The following is a 14,632-nucleotide window of genomic DNA, read 5'->3' as shown; positions in this document are numbered from 1 at the left end:
AGAAAGGCAGCGCACCGCTGCCCGGGGGTGTACGCCAACACGTTAGCCTATCCGCCGGACCGCCCGATAATTGCGCGGCACCGGGCACAGTCCCTGGTGGCGGGCGTCATACATCGCGGGCTCCCGAGCCTGTACGGCAGAATGGAAGTGCATATCCGCCACTGTCGAAACCCGCTTGGAGCGTCACACCATGGGCGATACCGCCGCACTGAAAATTCCCGCTGGGCTCCTCCCGAAGGACGGCCGATTTGGTGCCGGTCCTTCCAAGGTACGCCCGGAACAGATGTCCGCACTCGCAGCAGCGGGAGCCAACCTGCTCGGCACCTCCCACCGGCAGGCTCCGGTACGGAACCTCGTGGGCAGCGTCCGTGAAGGCCTCATGGAGTTGTTCTCGGCGCCCGAGGGTTACGAGGTTGTCCTGGGCGTGGGCGGTTCCACCGCGTTCTGGGACATCGCGGCCTTCGGCCTGGTCCAGGAGAAGGCCCAGCACCTTTCCTTCGGTGAATTCGGCTCAAAGTTTGCGGCGGCCACCAACAAGGCTCCGTTCCTCGCGGCATCCAGCATCATCACCTCCGATCCCGGCACGCGCCCCGAGCCTGCAGCGGAGGCCGGCGTCGACGTTTATGCCTGGCCCCAGAATGAGACCTCGACCGGTGTGGCTGCCCCCGTCCGGCGGGTGGAAGGCGCCGACCCCGGCTCCCTGGTCCTGATCGATGCCACCTCTGCCGCGGGCGGCCTGGATGTGGACCTGGCCCAGGCCGATGTCTATTACTTTGCACCGCAGAAGAACTTCGCTTCCGACGGCGGACTGTGGCTGGGCATGTTCTCTCCGGCTGCGCTGGAACGGGCGGCCCGGATCAATGCCGGGGACCGCTGGATCCCGGATTTCCTGAACCTGCAGACCGCCGTCGACAACTCGAGGCTGAACCAGACCTACAACACGCCGTCGTTGTCCACGCTGGTGACCCTTAACGCGCAGATTGAATGGCTCAACGCCAGCGGCGGACTTGCCTTCGCCGCGGGCCGGACCGCTGAGTCGGCGGGGCGGATCTATTCGTGGGCCGAGAAGTCCTCGGTGGCCACTCCGTTCGTCACCCGCGCCGAGGACCGTTCAAATGTTATTGCCACAATCGATTTCGAGGCCGGCATCGACGCCGCGGCAATCGCCAAGACCCTGCGTGCCAACGGCGTGGTGGACGTGGAGCCCTACCGCAAGCTCGGCCGCAACCAGCTGCGGATTGCCACCTTCGTGGCCATCGAGCCCGACGACGTCAGCGCCCTGCTGGAGTGCATCGACTTTGTGATCGCGAATTCCTGACCCGCAAGGCCGCCCCGCAACAGGGGTCGTGGCAGGACCCGGACGCTAGGCGTTGTCCGGGTCCTGCTGCTTTTCCGGAGTGTCCGTGGTCATGCTCAGCCGGCGCGGCAGGCTCCGGTCATAGTGGAACCGCATGCCGTAGGTGCGCCAGGCCCAGACGAATCCGATCGCGGCGGCCAGCAGACCGGAAGCTGCGGCAACGCCCAGGCTCCAGCGTGGACCGAAGGAGTTCGAGACCCAACCCACCACGGGGGCACCCAACGGCGTGCCGCCCATAAAGATGGCGAAGTACAAGGCCATGACCCGCCCGCGCATGATCTGGGCCGTGGTGGTCTGGACATACGCGTTGGCGCTGGTCATCAGGGTCAGGGCAAACAGGCCCACGGGGATCAGCGAGACGGCGAACAGGATCAGGCTGGGTGCCATGGCGGACAGGATGCAGGCCAGGCCAAAGGCTCCGGCCGCACCGAAGACAAAGCGCAGGCGGGGCCGGTCCCGCCGCGCGGACAGCAGGGCGCCGGCGACGGATCCAATGGCCATCACCGAATTCAGGACACCGAAAATACCGGCGTCCCGGCCGAACTCGGTGCGTGCCATGGCTGCTATGTAAATAGCGAAATTCATGCCGAAGGTCCCCACGATGAAGATCGCGAGCATCACCATGATCAGGTCCGGCCGGTGCCGCACGTACGCAAGTCCGGCCCGGATGCGGCCCTTCCCCGGCGGCGCCTTGGGCAACACGCGCAGCTCGCCGGCACGCATTTTCAGCAGCGCAATCACCATTGCACCGAACGTCACGGCGTTGAGGACGAAGACCAGGCCCGGACCCACGGCCACGGTCAGGAGACCGGCGACGGCGGGGCCAATCATCCGTGCCCCGTTAAAGGAGGCACTGTTAAGGGCGACGGCGTTGGGCAGGTCCCGCTCGGAAACCACCTCCGAGACAAAGGCCTGGCGTGCCGGCCCGTCGACGGCGGACACTACGCCCAGCGCCAGCGCGAACGCGTAGACGTGCCACAGCTCGGCATGTCCGGAGAGCACCAGGAGCCCCAGCGCCAGACCCAGGCCGCCCATGCTGACCTGCGTGAGCAGGAGGACCTTGCGCCGGTTGTACGTGTCGGCGATCAGGCCTGACCAAGGGGCCAGGAGCAGCTGCGGTCCCAGCTGCAGCGCCATAACGATTCCCATGGCCGCCGCGTCCTGGTCGGTCAGGATGTCATAGACAAGCCAGTCCTGCGCCGTACGCTGCATCCAGGTGCCGATGTTCGACACCAGGGCACCGATAAACCAGATGCGGTAGTTGAAAATGCGAAGGGAACGGAACATCAGTCCAGCGCCCCCTTGGGGATAGTGAACCCTGTTGCCGCAACCGCCACGGGATTATTCGTCCTCCTGAGCACCTGTCGCTTCGGCGTGCTGTTCGCCGGCTTGTTCCTGATCAGCCTCGTCCTGCTGCCCGTCGTCGTCCGGGCCGGCAAGTTCGGCCTGTTCCTGGTCAGCCTGTTCCTGATCAGCCTGTTCCTGCGCGCGCTGTTCCTGGGCCTGCTGTTCCTGTTCGGCAGCAATGTCTTCCGGACGGAGCCGGTCGGACCAGGGCACCCACTCGGGAGCCAGCAGCGCGTCGTCCGAGGGAAGCAGGCCCACTTCGGACACCGTTACCTTCTTGCTCCGGGGCATACGGGCAACCGTGGAGTACCAGTACCACCCGCGGTAGCCGGGACGCAGGGAAGAGAACCGGTGGGTCACCACCCGTTCGGCGTCGGCGGCTGCACCCAGATAGTTGCCTACTTCGCCTTCAGACACCACTTCCAGCAGTCCGGCGCGGGCTTCGGCCACGGCGGCCGCGAGCACGGCGTCGGGCTTTCCCGGCCGCCGCGGGGCGCGCTTGCGAACCGCGGGAGCAGCAGCGGCGTCGGTGCCGGGTTCAGGGGACGGGTCGGGAGAGGGAATTTCCGGTCGCATATTCACTTCAGTGCACTTACCTTATATATCCAGATCATCGGCAACGGCCCGCAGGACGGCAGCTACCTTGGATGCGTGCTTCTTATCCGGGTAGCGGCCGCGCCGCAGTCCGTTGGAAATACCGTCCAGCAGCTTGATCAGGTCCTCGGTGATCACGGCCATGTCTTCGGCATCCTTGCGGGTTGCCCTGGCTACCGACGGCGGGGCCTCGAGAATGCGGGCGGAAAGGGCCTGCGGTCCGCGGCGGCCGTCCGCAACACCGAATTCCATGCGGGTGCCGGGCTTGACCTCGCTGACTCCCGCCGGCAGGGCCGAAGCGTGCAGGAAAACTTCCTGCCCATCGTCCGTGGCCAGAAACCCAAAACCCTTACCAGTGTCGAACCATTTGACCTTGCCGATGGGCACTTCGGTTACCTCGTTCTTAGTTTAATCGCAGCAGGACACCTGCTGCAGGAATGGTCGTGACCCGCGTTGGCCCGCCAGGCCCGAAGCGGCACCGGAGTACCTTTGGTGATACTACGGGGAAGTCTGTTCCCTTTAGAATATCCCGACACGGGAATGGGGCACCAAGGCCTCCCCTTTGTCCCGCGGTTTTCCGCTGTTAGCGTTAATTACCATGAGCAACACCCCACCGGAGAAGGTCCGGGTCCCCGCGGCACGCGCAGAGAAGCAGTTTCCGGCACCCCACACATCACCGGATCCCCGAGTTCCTCCCCGCAAGTCGCCGCTCCGCCGGTTTACTGCCGTCCTTGCGGCCGCGCTGGGACTGTTCGGACTGGGTACGCTCGCTGCGGTGCTGATCCTCTACCTCGGGAGCCAGGCAGTGGCGCCTTGGCTCATTGCCGCATCCCTCTACGCACTCCCCCTCGCGTTCCTGCTTATGGCGGGCCTGGTGATCGACGGAATCAGGCGGCGGCGCCGGGGCTGATCGGTCCGTTTTTCTCCCCACTCAGGTAACGTGGTTTTGATGTCCGCGATTCGAGCCTTGGCCGAAGATTTAGCAGCACGCAGTGATGACCAACTGCGTGAATTGCTCGCGGCCCGGCCCGACCTGGCGCTCCCCGCCGTGCCGGACTTCCAGGCTCTCGCAGCGCGTGCTTCGACACGCGTCAGCGTCCAGCGGATCCTCGAAAAACTGACGGCACCGCAGCTGCAGGTCCTGGAAGCGGTGGACCTGACCACCAACGAAGATTCCCAGCTCAGCACCACCGCTTCATGGTTGAAAACAACAATCTCGGGCTCAACCATCAAATCCCTCGATGCGATCCTGGGCCACCTGCATTCCCTGGCCCTGCTGCGGCGGGCCAAGCCGCACCCCGGAGCACCGAAAGCTGATGCCTCCCGCCGGTTCTATCTACCCGTCTCGGTCCTCGGCGAGGCGCTGGGCGCCTACCCAGCCGGGCTGGGAAGGCCGTATTCCACCTTGGCGGCCCAGCATCCGGAGTTCGGGCAACGCCTGGTAGGCATCGTCGAGGGGCTGCGCAGCAGCGGACTGCCCATAGAGAAGGCAGACACCCCCGCCACCGCCGCCCATTCCCTGCATCATCTGGTCTCTGATCCTGCGGGCTGGGCGACGCTCATGGAGGGCGCTCCGCCGCAGACAGCAGACCTGCTTCGCCGGTTCAAGTATTCACCGGTGGGCACCATCCCCAAGAAAGCCGCCATGGGACGGGCCGTCCTGGACAACCCCTCCCCCACCCCGGTGGAGTGGCTCGTGGCCCGTGGCCTCCTGGTCCCCTTGGACGCGCTTCACGTGGAACTTCCGCGGCCGGTGGGCCAGGCCTCCCGGGGCCATGTAATCGTCGCGGACTTCCAGTTGGAAGCGCCCCGGCCGGTTCCCCGCAACGTCGCCCGCAACCTGCGGGACAACGCCGCGTTTGGAGCGGTGGCGGAAACCCTGCGGCTGGTTACGGAACTGCTGGCGCTTGCGGCCGAGAACCCGATCGGGACGCTCCGCTCCGGAGGCGTTGGCGTGCGCGAAGTGCGCCGTCTCTCGGAATCGCTGCGGCTCGACGGTGCCGCTACGTCCTGGCTGCTTGAGCTGGCGGCCCTGGCCGGGCTGATCACCCTGGATGCTGCAACCTCACGCTGGGGCACCACCGAGGGAACCTGGCTTACCCAGAACCGTGAGGATCAGTGGCGCCGATTGGTGGAAGCCTGGCTGGATGCGGACCGCGCACCGTCCCTGGTGGGCGCACCCCTGCCGGCAGGCGGAGCAGTGAACGCGCTGGCCGCAGAAGTTTCCCGCCCGGACGCCCCCGTCGTCCGCCGTCGGGCACTGGAAATGCTTGCCCTGCTATCCGACGTCGAGGGCGCGGGCGAAAACGAAACTGTCGGTGCCTTCGACACCGAGGACCTCATCAGTGCCCTGACCTGGCACCAGCCGCGGCTGCAGCGGCGTTTTGCCCGGCTGGTTCCGGGCATCCTGAAGGAGGCAGCCCAGCTGGGGCTGCTCGGTTCAGGGGCGTTGACCGTGCTGGGGTCGGCCGTTGCCGGCAGCGACTATGCCCGTGCCACCTCCGTACTGCGTGACGCCCTGCCTGCGCCATTGAACTCCTTCCTGCTGCAGGCTGACCTCACGGCGGTGGCGCCCGGGTACCTGGAGCCCGGCGTCGCCCGGGAGCTGGCCCTGATTTCCACGGCGGAAGGCCAGGGCCCGGCAACGATCTACCGGTTCTCGGCCGAGTCCATCCGGCGGGCACTCGATGAAGGGCTCGACGCCGACGGCATCCTCGCCTTCCTGCACCAGCATTCCGCAACGGATGTCCCCCAGCCGCTGCGCTACTTGGTGGAGGACACGGCAGCCCGGTACGGCCGGCTGCGGGTGGGTGCGGCGGGATCTTATCTGCGCAGTGATGACGAGGCCGGGTTGAACGCCCTGCTGGCGGACCCGCGGACCGCTTCGCTGGGCCTGGTGCGGTTGGCCCCGACGGTGGTCGCAGCCAATGTGCCGGCCAAGGAACTCACCTTTTCCCTTCGGGAACTCGGCTATCCCCCGGCGCTGGAAGGCCCGGCACGCAAGCCGGTCGGCTCCCATCGGATGATCCCTGTGCCGGCGCCGTCCTCCTCCCGGGCCCGGCTGAATCCGTGGGAACTTACGGATGAGGACCTGGATCGGCAGCTGGCCGCACTGCGCGGCGCAGGACCCGTCCCGCACGCGGGCGAGAGCCAGTCCCTGGTCAGCCTGGAAACCCTGCGCAAGGCCATCCGGACCAAGAGTTCGGTGCGGATGGGCGTGGTGGATGCCCAGGGGAATCAGCGGCAGGAGATTTTCGTTCCCCTGTCAGTGAGCGACGGCAGGGTCCGGGTCTATGACCCGCGCAGCGACGTCGAACGCACAGTGTCAGTACACCGGATTATGGACGTGGAAATAGTGGAGGGTAGCCCGGCACATGGTTGACGGACCGTTGATTGTCCAGAGCGATAAGACGATTCTTCTGGAGGTCGATCATGAACAGGCAACCGAGGCCCGGCACGCCATCGCGGCTTTCGCCGAACTCGAGCGTGCCCCCGAGCACATCCACAGTTACCGGCTGACGCCGCTGGGACTGTGGAATGCGCGGGCCGCGGGACTCGACGCCGAACAGGTCCTCAACACGCTGCTTATGTACTCCCGCTTCCCCGTACCGCACTCGCTGCTGATCGACATTGAAGAAACCATGTCCCGGTACGGGCGGCTGCGGCTGGAGAAGGATCTCCAGCACGGGCTGGTGCTTCGCACCAACGACTATCCGGTGCTCGAAGAAGTAATGCATGCCAAGAAGATCCAGCCGCTGCTCGGCCCGCGGATCGACGGCGAAACCGTCGTGGTGCAGTCCGCCATGCGCGGCCAGCTCAAGCAGCTGCTGCTGAAACTGGGCTGGCCTGCCGAAGACCTGGCCGGTTACGTGGACGGCACGCCGCATCCGATCCTGCTCAATGAGGACGGCTGGGCGCTGCGCCCCTACCAGAAGCTCGCCACCGAGAACTTCTGGGCCGGCGGTTCCGGCGTGGTGGTGCTGCCCTGCGGTGCGGGCAAAACCCTGGTCGGGGCGGCGGCCATGGCCACCAGCTCCACCACCACCCTCATCCTGGTGACCAACACCGTCTCCGCCCGGCAGTGGAAGGATGAGCTGCTGAAGCGCACGTCGCTGACCGAGGATGAAATCGGCGAATACTCCGGCGCGGTGAAGGAAGTCCGCCCGGTCACCATCGCCACCTACCAGGTCCTGACGCTCAAGCGGGGCGGGCTGTATCCGCACCTGGAACTGCTGGACGCCAACGACTGGGGCCTGATCATCTACGACGAGGTGCATCTGCTGCCCGCCCCCATTTTCCGGATGACCGCGGACCTGCAGGCCCGGCGCCGGCTGGGCCTGACCGCCACCCTGGTCCGCGAGGACGGCCGCGAGGGCGAGGTCTTCTCCCTGATCGGCCCCAAGCGTTACGACGCCCCGTGGAAGGACATCGAGGCGCAGGGCTACATTGCGCCCGCCGAGTGCGTCGAGGTCCGGGTGGACCTGCCGCGGGATGAGCGGGTGGCCTATGCCATGGCCGAAGACGGGGACAAGTACCGGCTGTGCTCGACGTCGGAAACCAAGACCGGCGTCGTCGAACAGCTGGTGAAGCGCCATGCCGGCGAGCAGACCCTGGTGATCGGGCAGTACCTGGACCAGCTGGACGAACTTTCCGAGCGCCTGGAAGCGCCGGTGATCAAGGGTGACACCCCGGTGAAGGAACGCCAGCGGCTCTTCAACGAATTCCGGGAAGGTGCACTGAGCACCCTCGTGGTGTCCAAGGTTGCCAATTTCTCCATCGACCTGCCCGAGGCCTCCGTGGCCATCCAGGTCTCCGGTTCCTTCGGCTCCCGGCAGGAAGAGGCCCAGCGGCTGGGCCGGCTGCTGCGACCCAAGGCGGACGGCAAGGCAGCCCACTTCTACACCGTTGTTGCCCGTGACACCCTGGACCAGGACTTCGCGGCCAAGCGGCAGCGGTTCCTCGCGGAGCAGGGCTATGCCTATTCCATCCTGGACGCCACGGACATCGAAAAGCCGGTGTAGCCCCGGGCACGGCTTCGGCGAGGGACCTTCCCCTCTGCGCCCATAACGCCGTATCGCCAAAAGACCGATGCCGCTTTCCCTCCGAGCGGCATATCCGCCTATCTGGCAAACTGCTTATGGCAAAAGGCCTGGAACGCATATTGGGCGCTTTGGCAATTGCGTTGATGTCCATGGGTAGTTCTCCCCATGGACATGCGCTTGTCCAAGGACATACGGTAAACCGGTGTCGCTGGCGGAGCTTTTTTGCAGGGGGAAGGATAATGGGGGATGTCACTTAATGGGTGGGATATCGACGTCGCGGGAACCCGGGGCGTGATAGTTCAAGCCAGAACAGAACACCGAGAACTTGGCACAGAAGGAAACGTTCTTCGGAATGCCCTGACGGGCGCTGCGGAAAGTGTCAACAGCGGACTTATCACCGGCGCATTGATGGAAGTCTATGAGGGCTACCTGGGCCCGCTGGTAGCGAGTGCAGTTCAGCGCGCCGATAAAGTTCTTGATGAAACCGCAAATGCCATCCATGCGTACATCGACGGCGACCAGGTTATGGCGGAGACCGCCAATCAGCAGGCATCCATCGCTGCTCCCAGCGTAGATCCGGAGGCGGACAAATGAGTGCGGATGCGCTGCCGGTCCTTCCGGACCCGGACCTGATTATTTCCGATGCCGCGCTGATCGCGGCCTCCGGTACCCGTGCCGCCCAGTCCGGAAACGAGCTTGTTACTATCTGGAACGGCGTTCAGCCGCATTATCAGGCCCCGGAACAGGCGCTGGTGTACGAAGCGATGAAGCCGGTAACCGTCTTCACTGACGAAGCGCAGATTGTGACCCTCCTGATCGAATCTGCGTTGAACACCTTCGCGGAGGCGGTCCGCGGCATGCAGGCCCGGCACAGGGAGCTCGTTTCGGCGGCCGGCACCTCCTATCCCGAATCAACTGATGACGATCCTGATTACGGCAAGAACAAGGAAGCTGAAGTTGCCGCCGGCATCTCCGCCCTGGCGCAGGAGTACGCTGCAGCGGAGGAAGCCTGCGCCGCAGCCATCCGGCAGGCCGACCCGGCCAAGCTCCCCGATTCTCCCGGCTTTACGGACACCCCCGCTTGGGACATAGCCAATGATGCGGCCGACAATGTTCTGACCAGGATCCATCAGGAAAGGGTCCGGGTCACTGTTTCCAGCACCGTCCACGTCCAGACCCTCGACATCAGCCGGGTGTTTATTACCTATGCAGACGGCACCGTGGTTCCGGCCACTCGGGCCACGCTAACCACCACCGTGGAACTGCGCATACAACAGCACGAATACGAGCGCACCGTTCTGGTGGCCAATGATGAACTGGCCAATATGCCTCCGTGGGCGAAACGGGCGGGTAATGCGCTGGGCGCACTGGACATCGGCCTCTCCATTTATGACAACGTGACCGAAGAGTGGAACCAGGACCTGATAGACCATCCCGAATATGACACGGGCGAGCGGGTAGCGAGTGCGGCCAAAAACGTGGCTTTCGAAACCACGGGATCTGCCTTGGGCGGAGCAGGCGGCGCTTGGGCTGGTGCGGCAGCGGGAGCCGCCATCGGGTCCATTTTCCCGGGCCCGGGAACCCTGATCGGCGGCATCGTCGGCGGCTTTGTCGGCGGATTCTTCGGCGGAGCAGCCGGTGAGGCTGCGGGCAGTTACGCCCAGGACAAGACCGAAGGTAAAAGCCATGAGGACTCATGGAATGGCGCAGTCAAGGAGTTCTGGGGTTCACTATGGTAATGCAGGAATACTTGGTCTGGATCGGTATATATACGGTTGGCGCAGCAATGCTCATATCCGGAATTGCTGCTTACCGCGGTAAGTGGCGGCGGTGGGTCCGCCACATGATGGCATATGAAATGGGGAAACATCCGCAGTTCGGTTTCTTGATGCTTTATGCCGGGCTTGCCGTGGTTTTCGGAGCATCAGCAGGAGTGGCGGGAAGCCTACGTGCGCCTGATTTCCTGGGTATTGGCTTTCAGGCGCTGGCCGGACTGTCAGTCCTCCTGTGCATCGCCGCCGTGACCCGGTTGCCCAGGCCCCTTCTTCCGGCTTGGTACCGCCGGTGGATCGATAACGGCGCCGTGAAGGAAGACATATTGCATACCGGCGGCGACCCGGTCACCACGTGGGTGCGTAAGCGTGCCGGAAGGTAAGGGAATGCTGGAACCACTATTGCGTGAAGAATCCCGGTTTTGTTCCATCGGCAGGCCGCATGACTGGGAAATCGGCGGTCTAACGGATTCCGCCGATCTGGTCCTGGCCGCACCCGTGGTTGCTGAAGGGTCCTTCCGTCCGAGCGTTGTCGTCAACAGCTTTCCGTACACCGGCAGCATGGAGAAACTGAGCACGCTGGTCCTCTCCTACGCCCACGCCATGCTGCAGGACGTCTACTTTATTTCCGTGGACAGGTTCCCTCCCGCCCGCGGAGAGGGCCGCATCATCGAGTACACGTATTCCAGCGGCGGACTCGCCGTGCACTGCCGGGTGGATGTGCATCAGACCGCCGGCCACGGAGTCCTGGTTACCACCTCGTGCGCGTCCGCGGAGCTAGGTGCCTACGATGACGTCCTTGAGCTGATGTGCTCGTCTGCGCAGATTAAGGAGCCGGCGTGACCGAGATGTACGTTCCCACCCGCGAACCTTCCCTCGAAGAGGTTGCAAGCCGCCTGGCAGGTGTCCCTCTCGAGCGTTTAAGCGGCCTTCGCGCGAAGCAACCGTTTGCCTCCGACGGACCATGGCTCGATCCGGCGGCGGCGTCCATGCTGCACCGGGTCGCCCAGAACGGCCGGATAGGACGGTTGGAGCGATCGGGCAACGGACCGTCTATCAAGGTCCTGGCCGACGCGGGGCTTCTGGACAGCGCCGGACGGCTTACCCCCGGTGGCAAGGTCATTACGAGGCCGCTCGACCAGCCAGCGGCGGTCCTTCACTTCAGGGCTTCCTCCCTGGGACAAGCGACCGAGCTGCAGGTCTGGTTGGACGGAACCAACGCACTCATGCTCGCCGGACCCTCGGCGGGCGTGTTGGCAAGCCCGTCCGAAAAACCCGCGGACACCGCCGGAAAGCTGCAGTTGAAGTTCGTGAGCCTCCATGAGCTCTTCCCTGTTCTCGCGGCATGGCTGGGGATTTCGCCGGCATGGAACCTGCCTGTCTCTCCCGCTGCCTTTCCTGTGGAGATCCTCAACGAGAGGCACCGGGACTCCGGGGCCCCGCTGCCTGAGGGGGCGGACGAAGCCTTGGCGTATGCCTGGTCCCAGCCGTGGTTCCTCTGGCATCTCGTGATGGACCCGGCCACCGACGAGGGTGTGGGGTATCTGAATGCCGGCGGCGCCGGCCACTATCGCGTGGTGGCCGACGAGGACCAGGCAACCCTGGCTTCCATCCCCTCAGCCAATGTCTACCGCCATTTAGTTGACCTCGTCGAGTCCGTTCGTTTCCAGCGTCCTCCTCGGTTTGCGTAGCGCGCTTCACCGGACATTTCCAGAAATCATCCTGCCCGCCTACAGACAACGTCCAGCTAAATGTAAGAAACTGGGCAGGTGAACAAATCGTCTGCACCCGAAGCACGCCTCCTTGTTGTCGATGATGAACCCAACATCCGCGAGCTGTTGTCCACCTCGCTGCGCTTTGCCGGGTTCGACGTCGTCGCCGCCGCCAACGGCCGTGAGGCCCTCGCCGCCGTCGACTCCCACAATCCGGACCTCGCGGTCCTGGACGTGATGCTCCCGGACATGGACGGCTTCACGCTCACGCGCCGCCTGCGCGCCGCCGGACAGCACTTCCCCGTGGTCTTCCTGACCGCCCGTGACGACACCGAGGACAAGGTCACCGGCCTCACTGTGGGGGGCGACGACTACGTCACCAAGCCCTTCAGCCTCGACGAGGTGGTGGCACGCATCCGTGCCGTACTGCGCCGCACCCAGCCGCTCGAGGACGACGACGCCGTCATCCGCGTGGATGATCTGGAACTCGACGACGACGCCCACGAGGTACGCCGCGGCGGCGTCACCATCGATCTCTCCCCCACCGAGTTTAAGCTGCTGCGCTACCTGATGCTGAACCCGAACCGTGTCCTGTCCAAGGCGCAGATCCTGGACCACGTCTGGGAATACGACTTCAACGGAGATGCCTCCATCGTGGAGTCCTACATCTCCTACCTGCGCCGCAAGATCGACCGCAGCCCGGACGCGCCGGCGCTGATCCAGACCAAGCGCGGCGTCGGCTACCTGCTGCGGTCCTCGGAGAAGCGCTAGGACCTTGATAAGGCGCTGGAAATCCGCTTCACTTCGGTCGCAGCTGCTCGCCATCATGGCGGTGCTCATGGTGGTTACGGTGACTATCACCGGCTTCGCCACCATTACCCTGCTGCGCCAGATACTCGTGGACCGGCTGGACGCAGACATCGACGCGAATGCGTCCAAGGTGTCGCGCTACCTGCTGGTGAACGAGCCGAGTACTGATGCCTCCCTGTTCCGGTACTACGGGCTGTACCTGAACGAAGACGGCAGCCATGGTCCGGCCACGCACTCGGAGTCGGCAACGGACATCCCGAACCTCGGTAACTACACCTCCGATCAGGTGGAGGCGATGGGTACCGAGGGCTTCGATGTCCGCGGCACCGAGCCGACGTCCAAGGGCTGGCGGGTACGCATCTACGATTTCGAGAACCTGCCCGGTTCCGTCGCCGTTGCCATCCCGCTGGACTCGGTCGCCGCGACCGTGGACGAGGCGGCGTCGCTGGTGTTTTCGGTCGGGCTGCTCGGAACCCTCGGCGCCACGGGGATCGCCTACTGGGCAGTCACCCGGCAGTTCCGTCCGCTGAGCCAGGTGGAAAAAACCGCTGCCGCCATTGCCGCAGGTGACTTGTCCCGCCGAGTGGAGGTGGGCAACCCGGCCACGGAAATCGGCCGCCTGTCCCGCTCACTCAACGCCATGCTGGCCCATATCGAAACGGCGTTCGCCGCCCGCACCCAGTCTGAACGCAAGATGCGCCGCTTCGTCCAGGATGCCTCCCACGAGCTCCGGACCCCGCTGGTGACCATCCGCGGATTCTCGGAGCTGTACCGTCACGGTGCCCTCCAGGAACCCGAAGAGATCTCCGCCGCCATGGGCCGGATCGAGAGCGAAGCCAAGCGTATGGGACAACTGGTCGAGGACCTCCTGACCCTGGCCCGGGTGGACGAGCAGCGCCCGCTCGAATACGAGCCGGTGGACCTGATGATCCTGGGCAACGACGCCGCACTGGACGCGCGGGCCAGCGCACCCGATCGGAACATTCGGGTGGTGGGGCTGGACGGCCACGCGCCGCAGAGCGCACCCACCATGGGAGACGAGGCCCGGCTGCGGCAGGTCGTGGCGAACCTCATGACCAACGCCCTGCGCTACACACCGGCGGGTTCCCCCATCGAAGTGGCAGTCGGAGTTGCCCCCGTTATCCATGACCGGATGGATGCGGTGCTGGAGGTACGGGACCACGGGCCCGGGATTTCCGAGGACGACGCCGCGCGGGTGTTCGAACGCTTCTACCGCGCCGATTCCTCCCGCTACCGGGAGACCGGCGGCACCGGCCTCGGGCTGGCTATCGTGGCGGCCCTGGTGGCCCAGCACGACGGGACGGTGCGGCTGGCCGAAACGGAAGGCGGAGGCGCCACCCTCTCCATCCGCCTGCCCTACCGCGCTCCGGAGCAGTTCCCCGAGCGTCCGGACGAGGCTGTCGACAACTGACCCTCCCCGGGCGTACGCGGGGCTCCAGAGGGGCCGGAGGGACCGTGCTGCCCTCCACAACGTGGTTCCCCGACGCAGACCCGCCGCGGCAACTCCACACCCCTTGGTAGTCCACACCTTGACGGCCGTCTGCCGACCTACCCTTCCGGTATCCGATCCAAGCCGCTACCAGGAGGAAATCATGCCTTTATTTGCCGTGGACAGCGAGGCGCTGGCTGCCAAGAGTGCCGAAGTGCAGGGAACCATCGAACGCCTGCGGGCAGACGTGAACGGAATGCAGGCCGGGCTGGCCTCGCTGAGTGAGATCTGGCGGGGATCGGCGTCGTCCAATTTCCAGCTGCTGGTTACCGACTGGCGGGCTACGCAGGCCCGGGTGGAGGAATCGCTGGACAGCATCAACCAGGCGCTGGCCTTCGCATCGGCGCAGTACGCCGAGACGGAGGCGGCGAACACTTCGCTCTTTATGCACTGACCGCGCCGCCGATGCCGGGGGCTGCACCGGCGCTTGGCAGGGCGGTACGCCCTTAAATGCAAGAAGCGCGGCACCCGGTCCGATCGGAAGAGCA

The 14,632-nt window shown here is 65.1% G+C and carries 15 protein-coding genes; 12 read left to right on the top strand and 3 right to left on the bottom strand.

The features are described from left to right. Positions 1-190 precede the first annotated feature (190 nt). Complete coding sequence (gene serC, locus NNX34_RS11590) at positions 191-1,318, top strand: phosphoserine transaminase (RefSeq protein WP_255766684.1); 1,128 nt, start codon at positions 191-193, stop codon at positions 1,316-1,318. Between the two features lie 45 nt (positions 1,319-1,363). Here serC and NNX34_RS11585 read toward each other — a convergent pair whose 3' ends face one another. From NNX34_RS11585 to NNX34_RS11575, 3 genes are read right to left on the bottom strand one after another with little or no spacing between them, the layout of a single operon-like run. Then, a complete protein-coding gene (locus NNX34_RS11585; protein ID WP_255766683.1) occupies positions 1,364-2,644 on the bottom strand; it encodes an MFS transporter in 1,281 nt (426 codons plus the stop codon). Between the two features lie 54 nt (positions 2,645-2,698). Continuing rightward, a complete protein-coding gene (locus NNX34_RS11580) occupies positions 2,699-3,280 on the bottom strand; it encodes a DUF3027 domain-containing protein (protein WP_255767238.1) in 582 nt (193 codons plus the stop codon). A gap of 21 nt (positions 3,281-3,301) precedes the next feature. Further along, on the bottom strand, positions 3,302-3,685 hold the full coding sequence (locus NNX34_RS11575) for a cold-shock protein (protein WP_227922981.1): 384 nt from the start codon (positions 3,683-3,685) through the stop codon (positions 3,302-3,304). 211 nt (positions 3,686-3,896) lie between these two features. Between NNX34_RS11575 and NNX34_RS11570 the strand changes: the two genes are divergently transcribed. The 11 genes from NNX34_RS11570 (at position 3,897) to NNX34_RS11520 (ending at position 14,538) form a co-directional block, all read left to right on the top strand. Then, the gene (locus NNX34_RS11570) at positions 3,897-4,208 is read left to right on the top strand and encodes a hypothetical protein (protein ID WP_255766682.1); all 312 of its coding nucleotides are present in this window, start codon (positions 3,897-3,899) and stop codon (positions 4,206-4,208) included. A 39-nt stretch (positions 4,209-4,247) separates the two neighbouring features. Then, positions 4,248-6,680: a helicase-associated domain-containing protein gene (locus NNX34_RS11565; RefSeq protein ID WP_255766681.1), complete on the top strand. Its 2,433-nt coding sequence runs from the start codon at positions 4,248-4,250 to the stop codon at positions 6,678-6,680. Further along, on the top strand, positions 6,673-8,319 hold the full coding sequence (locus NNX34_RS11560; protein WP_255766679.1) for a DNA repair helicase XPB: 1,647 nt from the start codon (positions 6,673-6,675) through the stop codon (positions 8,317-8,319). The genes NNX34_RS11565 and NNX34_RS11560 overlap by 8 nt, the downstream gene beginning before the upstream one ends. Before the next feature lie 267 nt (positions 8,320-8,586). Next, positions 8,587-8,934 carry a DUF6507 family protein gene (locus NNX34_RS11555; protein ID WP_255766678.1) on the top strand — a complete coding sequence of 116 codons (348 nt, stop codon included), beginning with the start codon at positions 8,587-8,589 and terminating at the stop codon, positions 8,932-8,934. Beyond that, positions 8,931-10,079: a hypothetical protein gene (locus NNX34_RS11550; RefSeq protein WP_255766677.1), complete on the top strand. Its 1,149-nt coding sequence runs from the start codon at positions 8,931-8,933 to the stop codon at positions 10,077-10,079. The genes NNX34_RS11555 and NNX34_RS11550 overlap by 4 nt, the downstream gene beginning before the upstream one ends. Further along, the gene (locus NNX34_RS11545; protein ID WP_255766676.1) at positions 10,073-10,495 is read left to right on the top strand and encodes a hypothetical protein; all 423 of its coding nucleotides are present in this window, start codon (positions 10,073-10,075) and stop codon (positions 10,493-10,495) included. The genes NNX34_RS11550 and NNX34_RS11545 overlap by 7 nt, the downstream gene beginning before the upstream one ends. A 4-nt stretch (positions 10,496-10,499) precedes the next feature. Continuing rightward, positions 10,500-10,955, top strand: a complete 456-nt coding sequence (locus NNX34_RS11540; protein WP_255766675.1) for a hypothetical protein — start codon at positions 10,500-10,502, stop codon at positions 10,953-10,955. Then, positions 10,952-11,803 carry a hypothetical protein gene (locus tag NNX34_RS11535; protein WP_255766672.1) on the top strand — a complete coding sequence of 284 codons (852 nt, stop codon included), beginning with the start codon at positions 10,952-10,954 and terminating at the stop codon, positions 11,801-11,803. The genes NNX34_RS11540 and NNX34_RS11535 overlap by 4 nt, the downstream gene beginning before the upstream one ends. 78 nt (positions 11,804-11,881) lie before the next feature. Beyond that, the gene (locus NNX34_RS11530; protein WP_227913521.1) at positions 11,882-12,595 is read left to right on the top strand and encodes a response regulator transcription factor; all 714 of its coding nucleotides are present in this window, start codon (positions 11,882-11,884) and stop codon (positions 12,593-12,595) included. Between the two features lie 4 nt (positions 12,596-12,599). Continuing rightward, the gene (locus NNX34_RS11525; protein WP_255766671.1) at positions 12,600-14,066 is read left to right on the top strand and encodes a cell wall metabolism sensor histidine kinase WalK; all 1,467 of its coding nucleotides are present in this window, start codon (positions 12,600-12,602) and stop codon (positions 14,064-14,066) included. A 181-nt stretch (positions 14,067-14,247) separates the two neighbouring features. Then, positions 14,248-14,538: a WXG100 family type VII secretion target gene (locus NNX34_RS11520; protein WP_227922954.1), complete on the top strand. Its 291-nt coding sequence runs from the start codon at positions 14,248-14,250 to the stop codon at positions 14,536-14,538. Positions 14,539-14,632: the final 94 nt, after the last annotated feature.

It is taken from the genome of Arthrobacter sp. zg-Y1116 (assembly GCF_024385485.1).
In the GTDB taxonomy this organism is placed as follows: domain Bacteria; phylum Actinomycetota; class Actinomycetes; order Actinomycetales; family Micrococcaceae; genus Arthrobacter_B.
Note: the sequence above shows the minus strand (reverse complement) of the source record. Positions and strands in the feature narration are given on the sequence as shown.

Bases quoted from the DNA above. Each gene is read 5' to 3' on its own strand.
- serC (WP_255766684.1), top strand. From the start codon at position 191: ATGGGCGATACCGCCGCACTGAAAATTCCCGCTGGGCTCCTCCCGAAG.
- NNX34_RS11585 (WP_255766683.1), bottom strand. From the start codon at position 2,644: ATGTTCCGTTCCCTTCGCATTTTCAACTACCGCATCTGGTTTATCGGT.
- NNX34_RS11580 (WP_255767238.1), bottom strand. From the start codon at position 3,280: ATGCGACCGGAAATTCCCTCTCCCGACCCGTCCCCTGAACCCGGCACC.
- NNX34_RS11570 (WP_255766682.1), top strand. From the start codon at position 3,897: ATGAGCAACACCCCACCGGAGAAGGTCCGGGTCCCCGCGGCACGCGCA.
- NNX34_RS11565 (WP_255766681.1), top strand. From the start codon at position 4,248: ATGTCCGCGATTCGAGCCTTGGCCGAAGATTTAGCAGCACGCAGTGAT.
- NNX34_RS11560 (WP_255766679.1), top strand. From the start codon at position 6,673: ATGGTTGACGGACCGTTGATTGTCCAGAGCGATAAGACGATTCTTCTG.
- NNX34_RS11555 (WP_255766678.1), top strand. From the start codon at position 8,587: ATGTCACTTAATGGGTGGGATATCGACGTCGCGGGAACCCGGGGCGTG.
- NNX34_RS11550 (WP_255766677.1), top strand. From the start codon at position 8,931: ATGAGTGCGGATGCGCTGCCGGTCCTTCCGGACCCGGACCTGATTATT.
- NNX34_RS11545 (WP_255766676.1), top strand. From the start codon at position 10,073: ATGGTAATGCAGGAATACTTGGTCTGGATCGGTATATATACGGTTGGC.
- NNX34_RS11540 (WP_255766675.1), top strand. From the start codon at position 10,500: ATGCTGGAACCACTATTGCGTGAAGAATCCCGGTTTTGTTCCATCGGC.
- NNX34_RS11520 (WP_227922954.1), top strand. From the start codon at position 14,248: ATGCCTTTATTTGCCGTGGACAGCGAGGCGCTGGCTGCCAAGAGTGCC.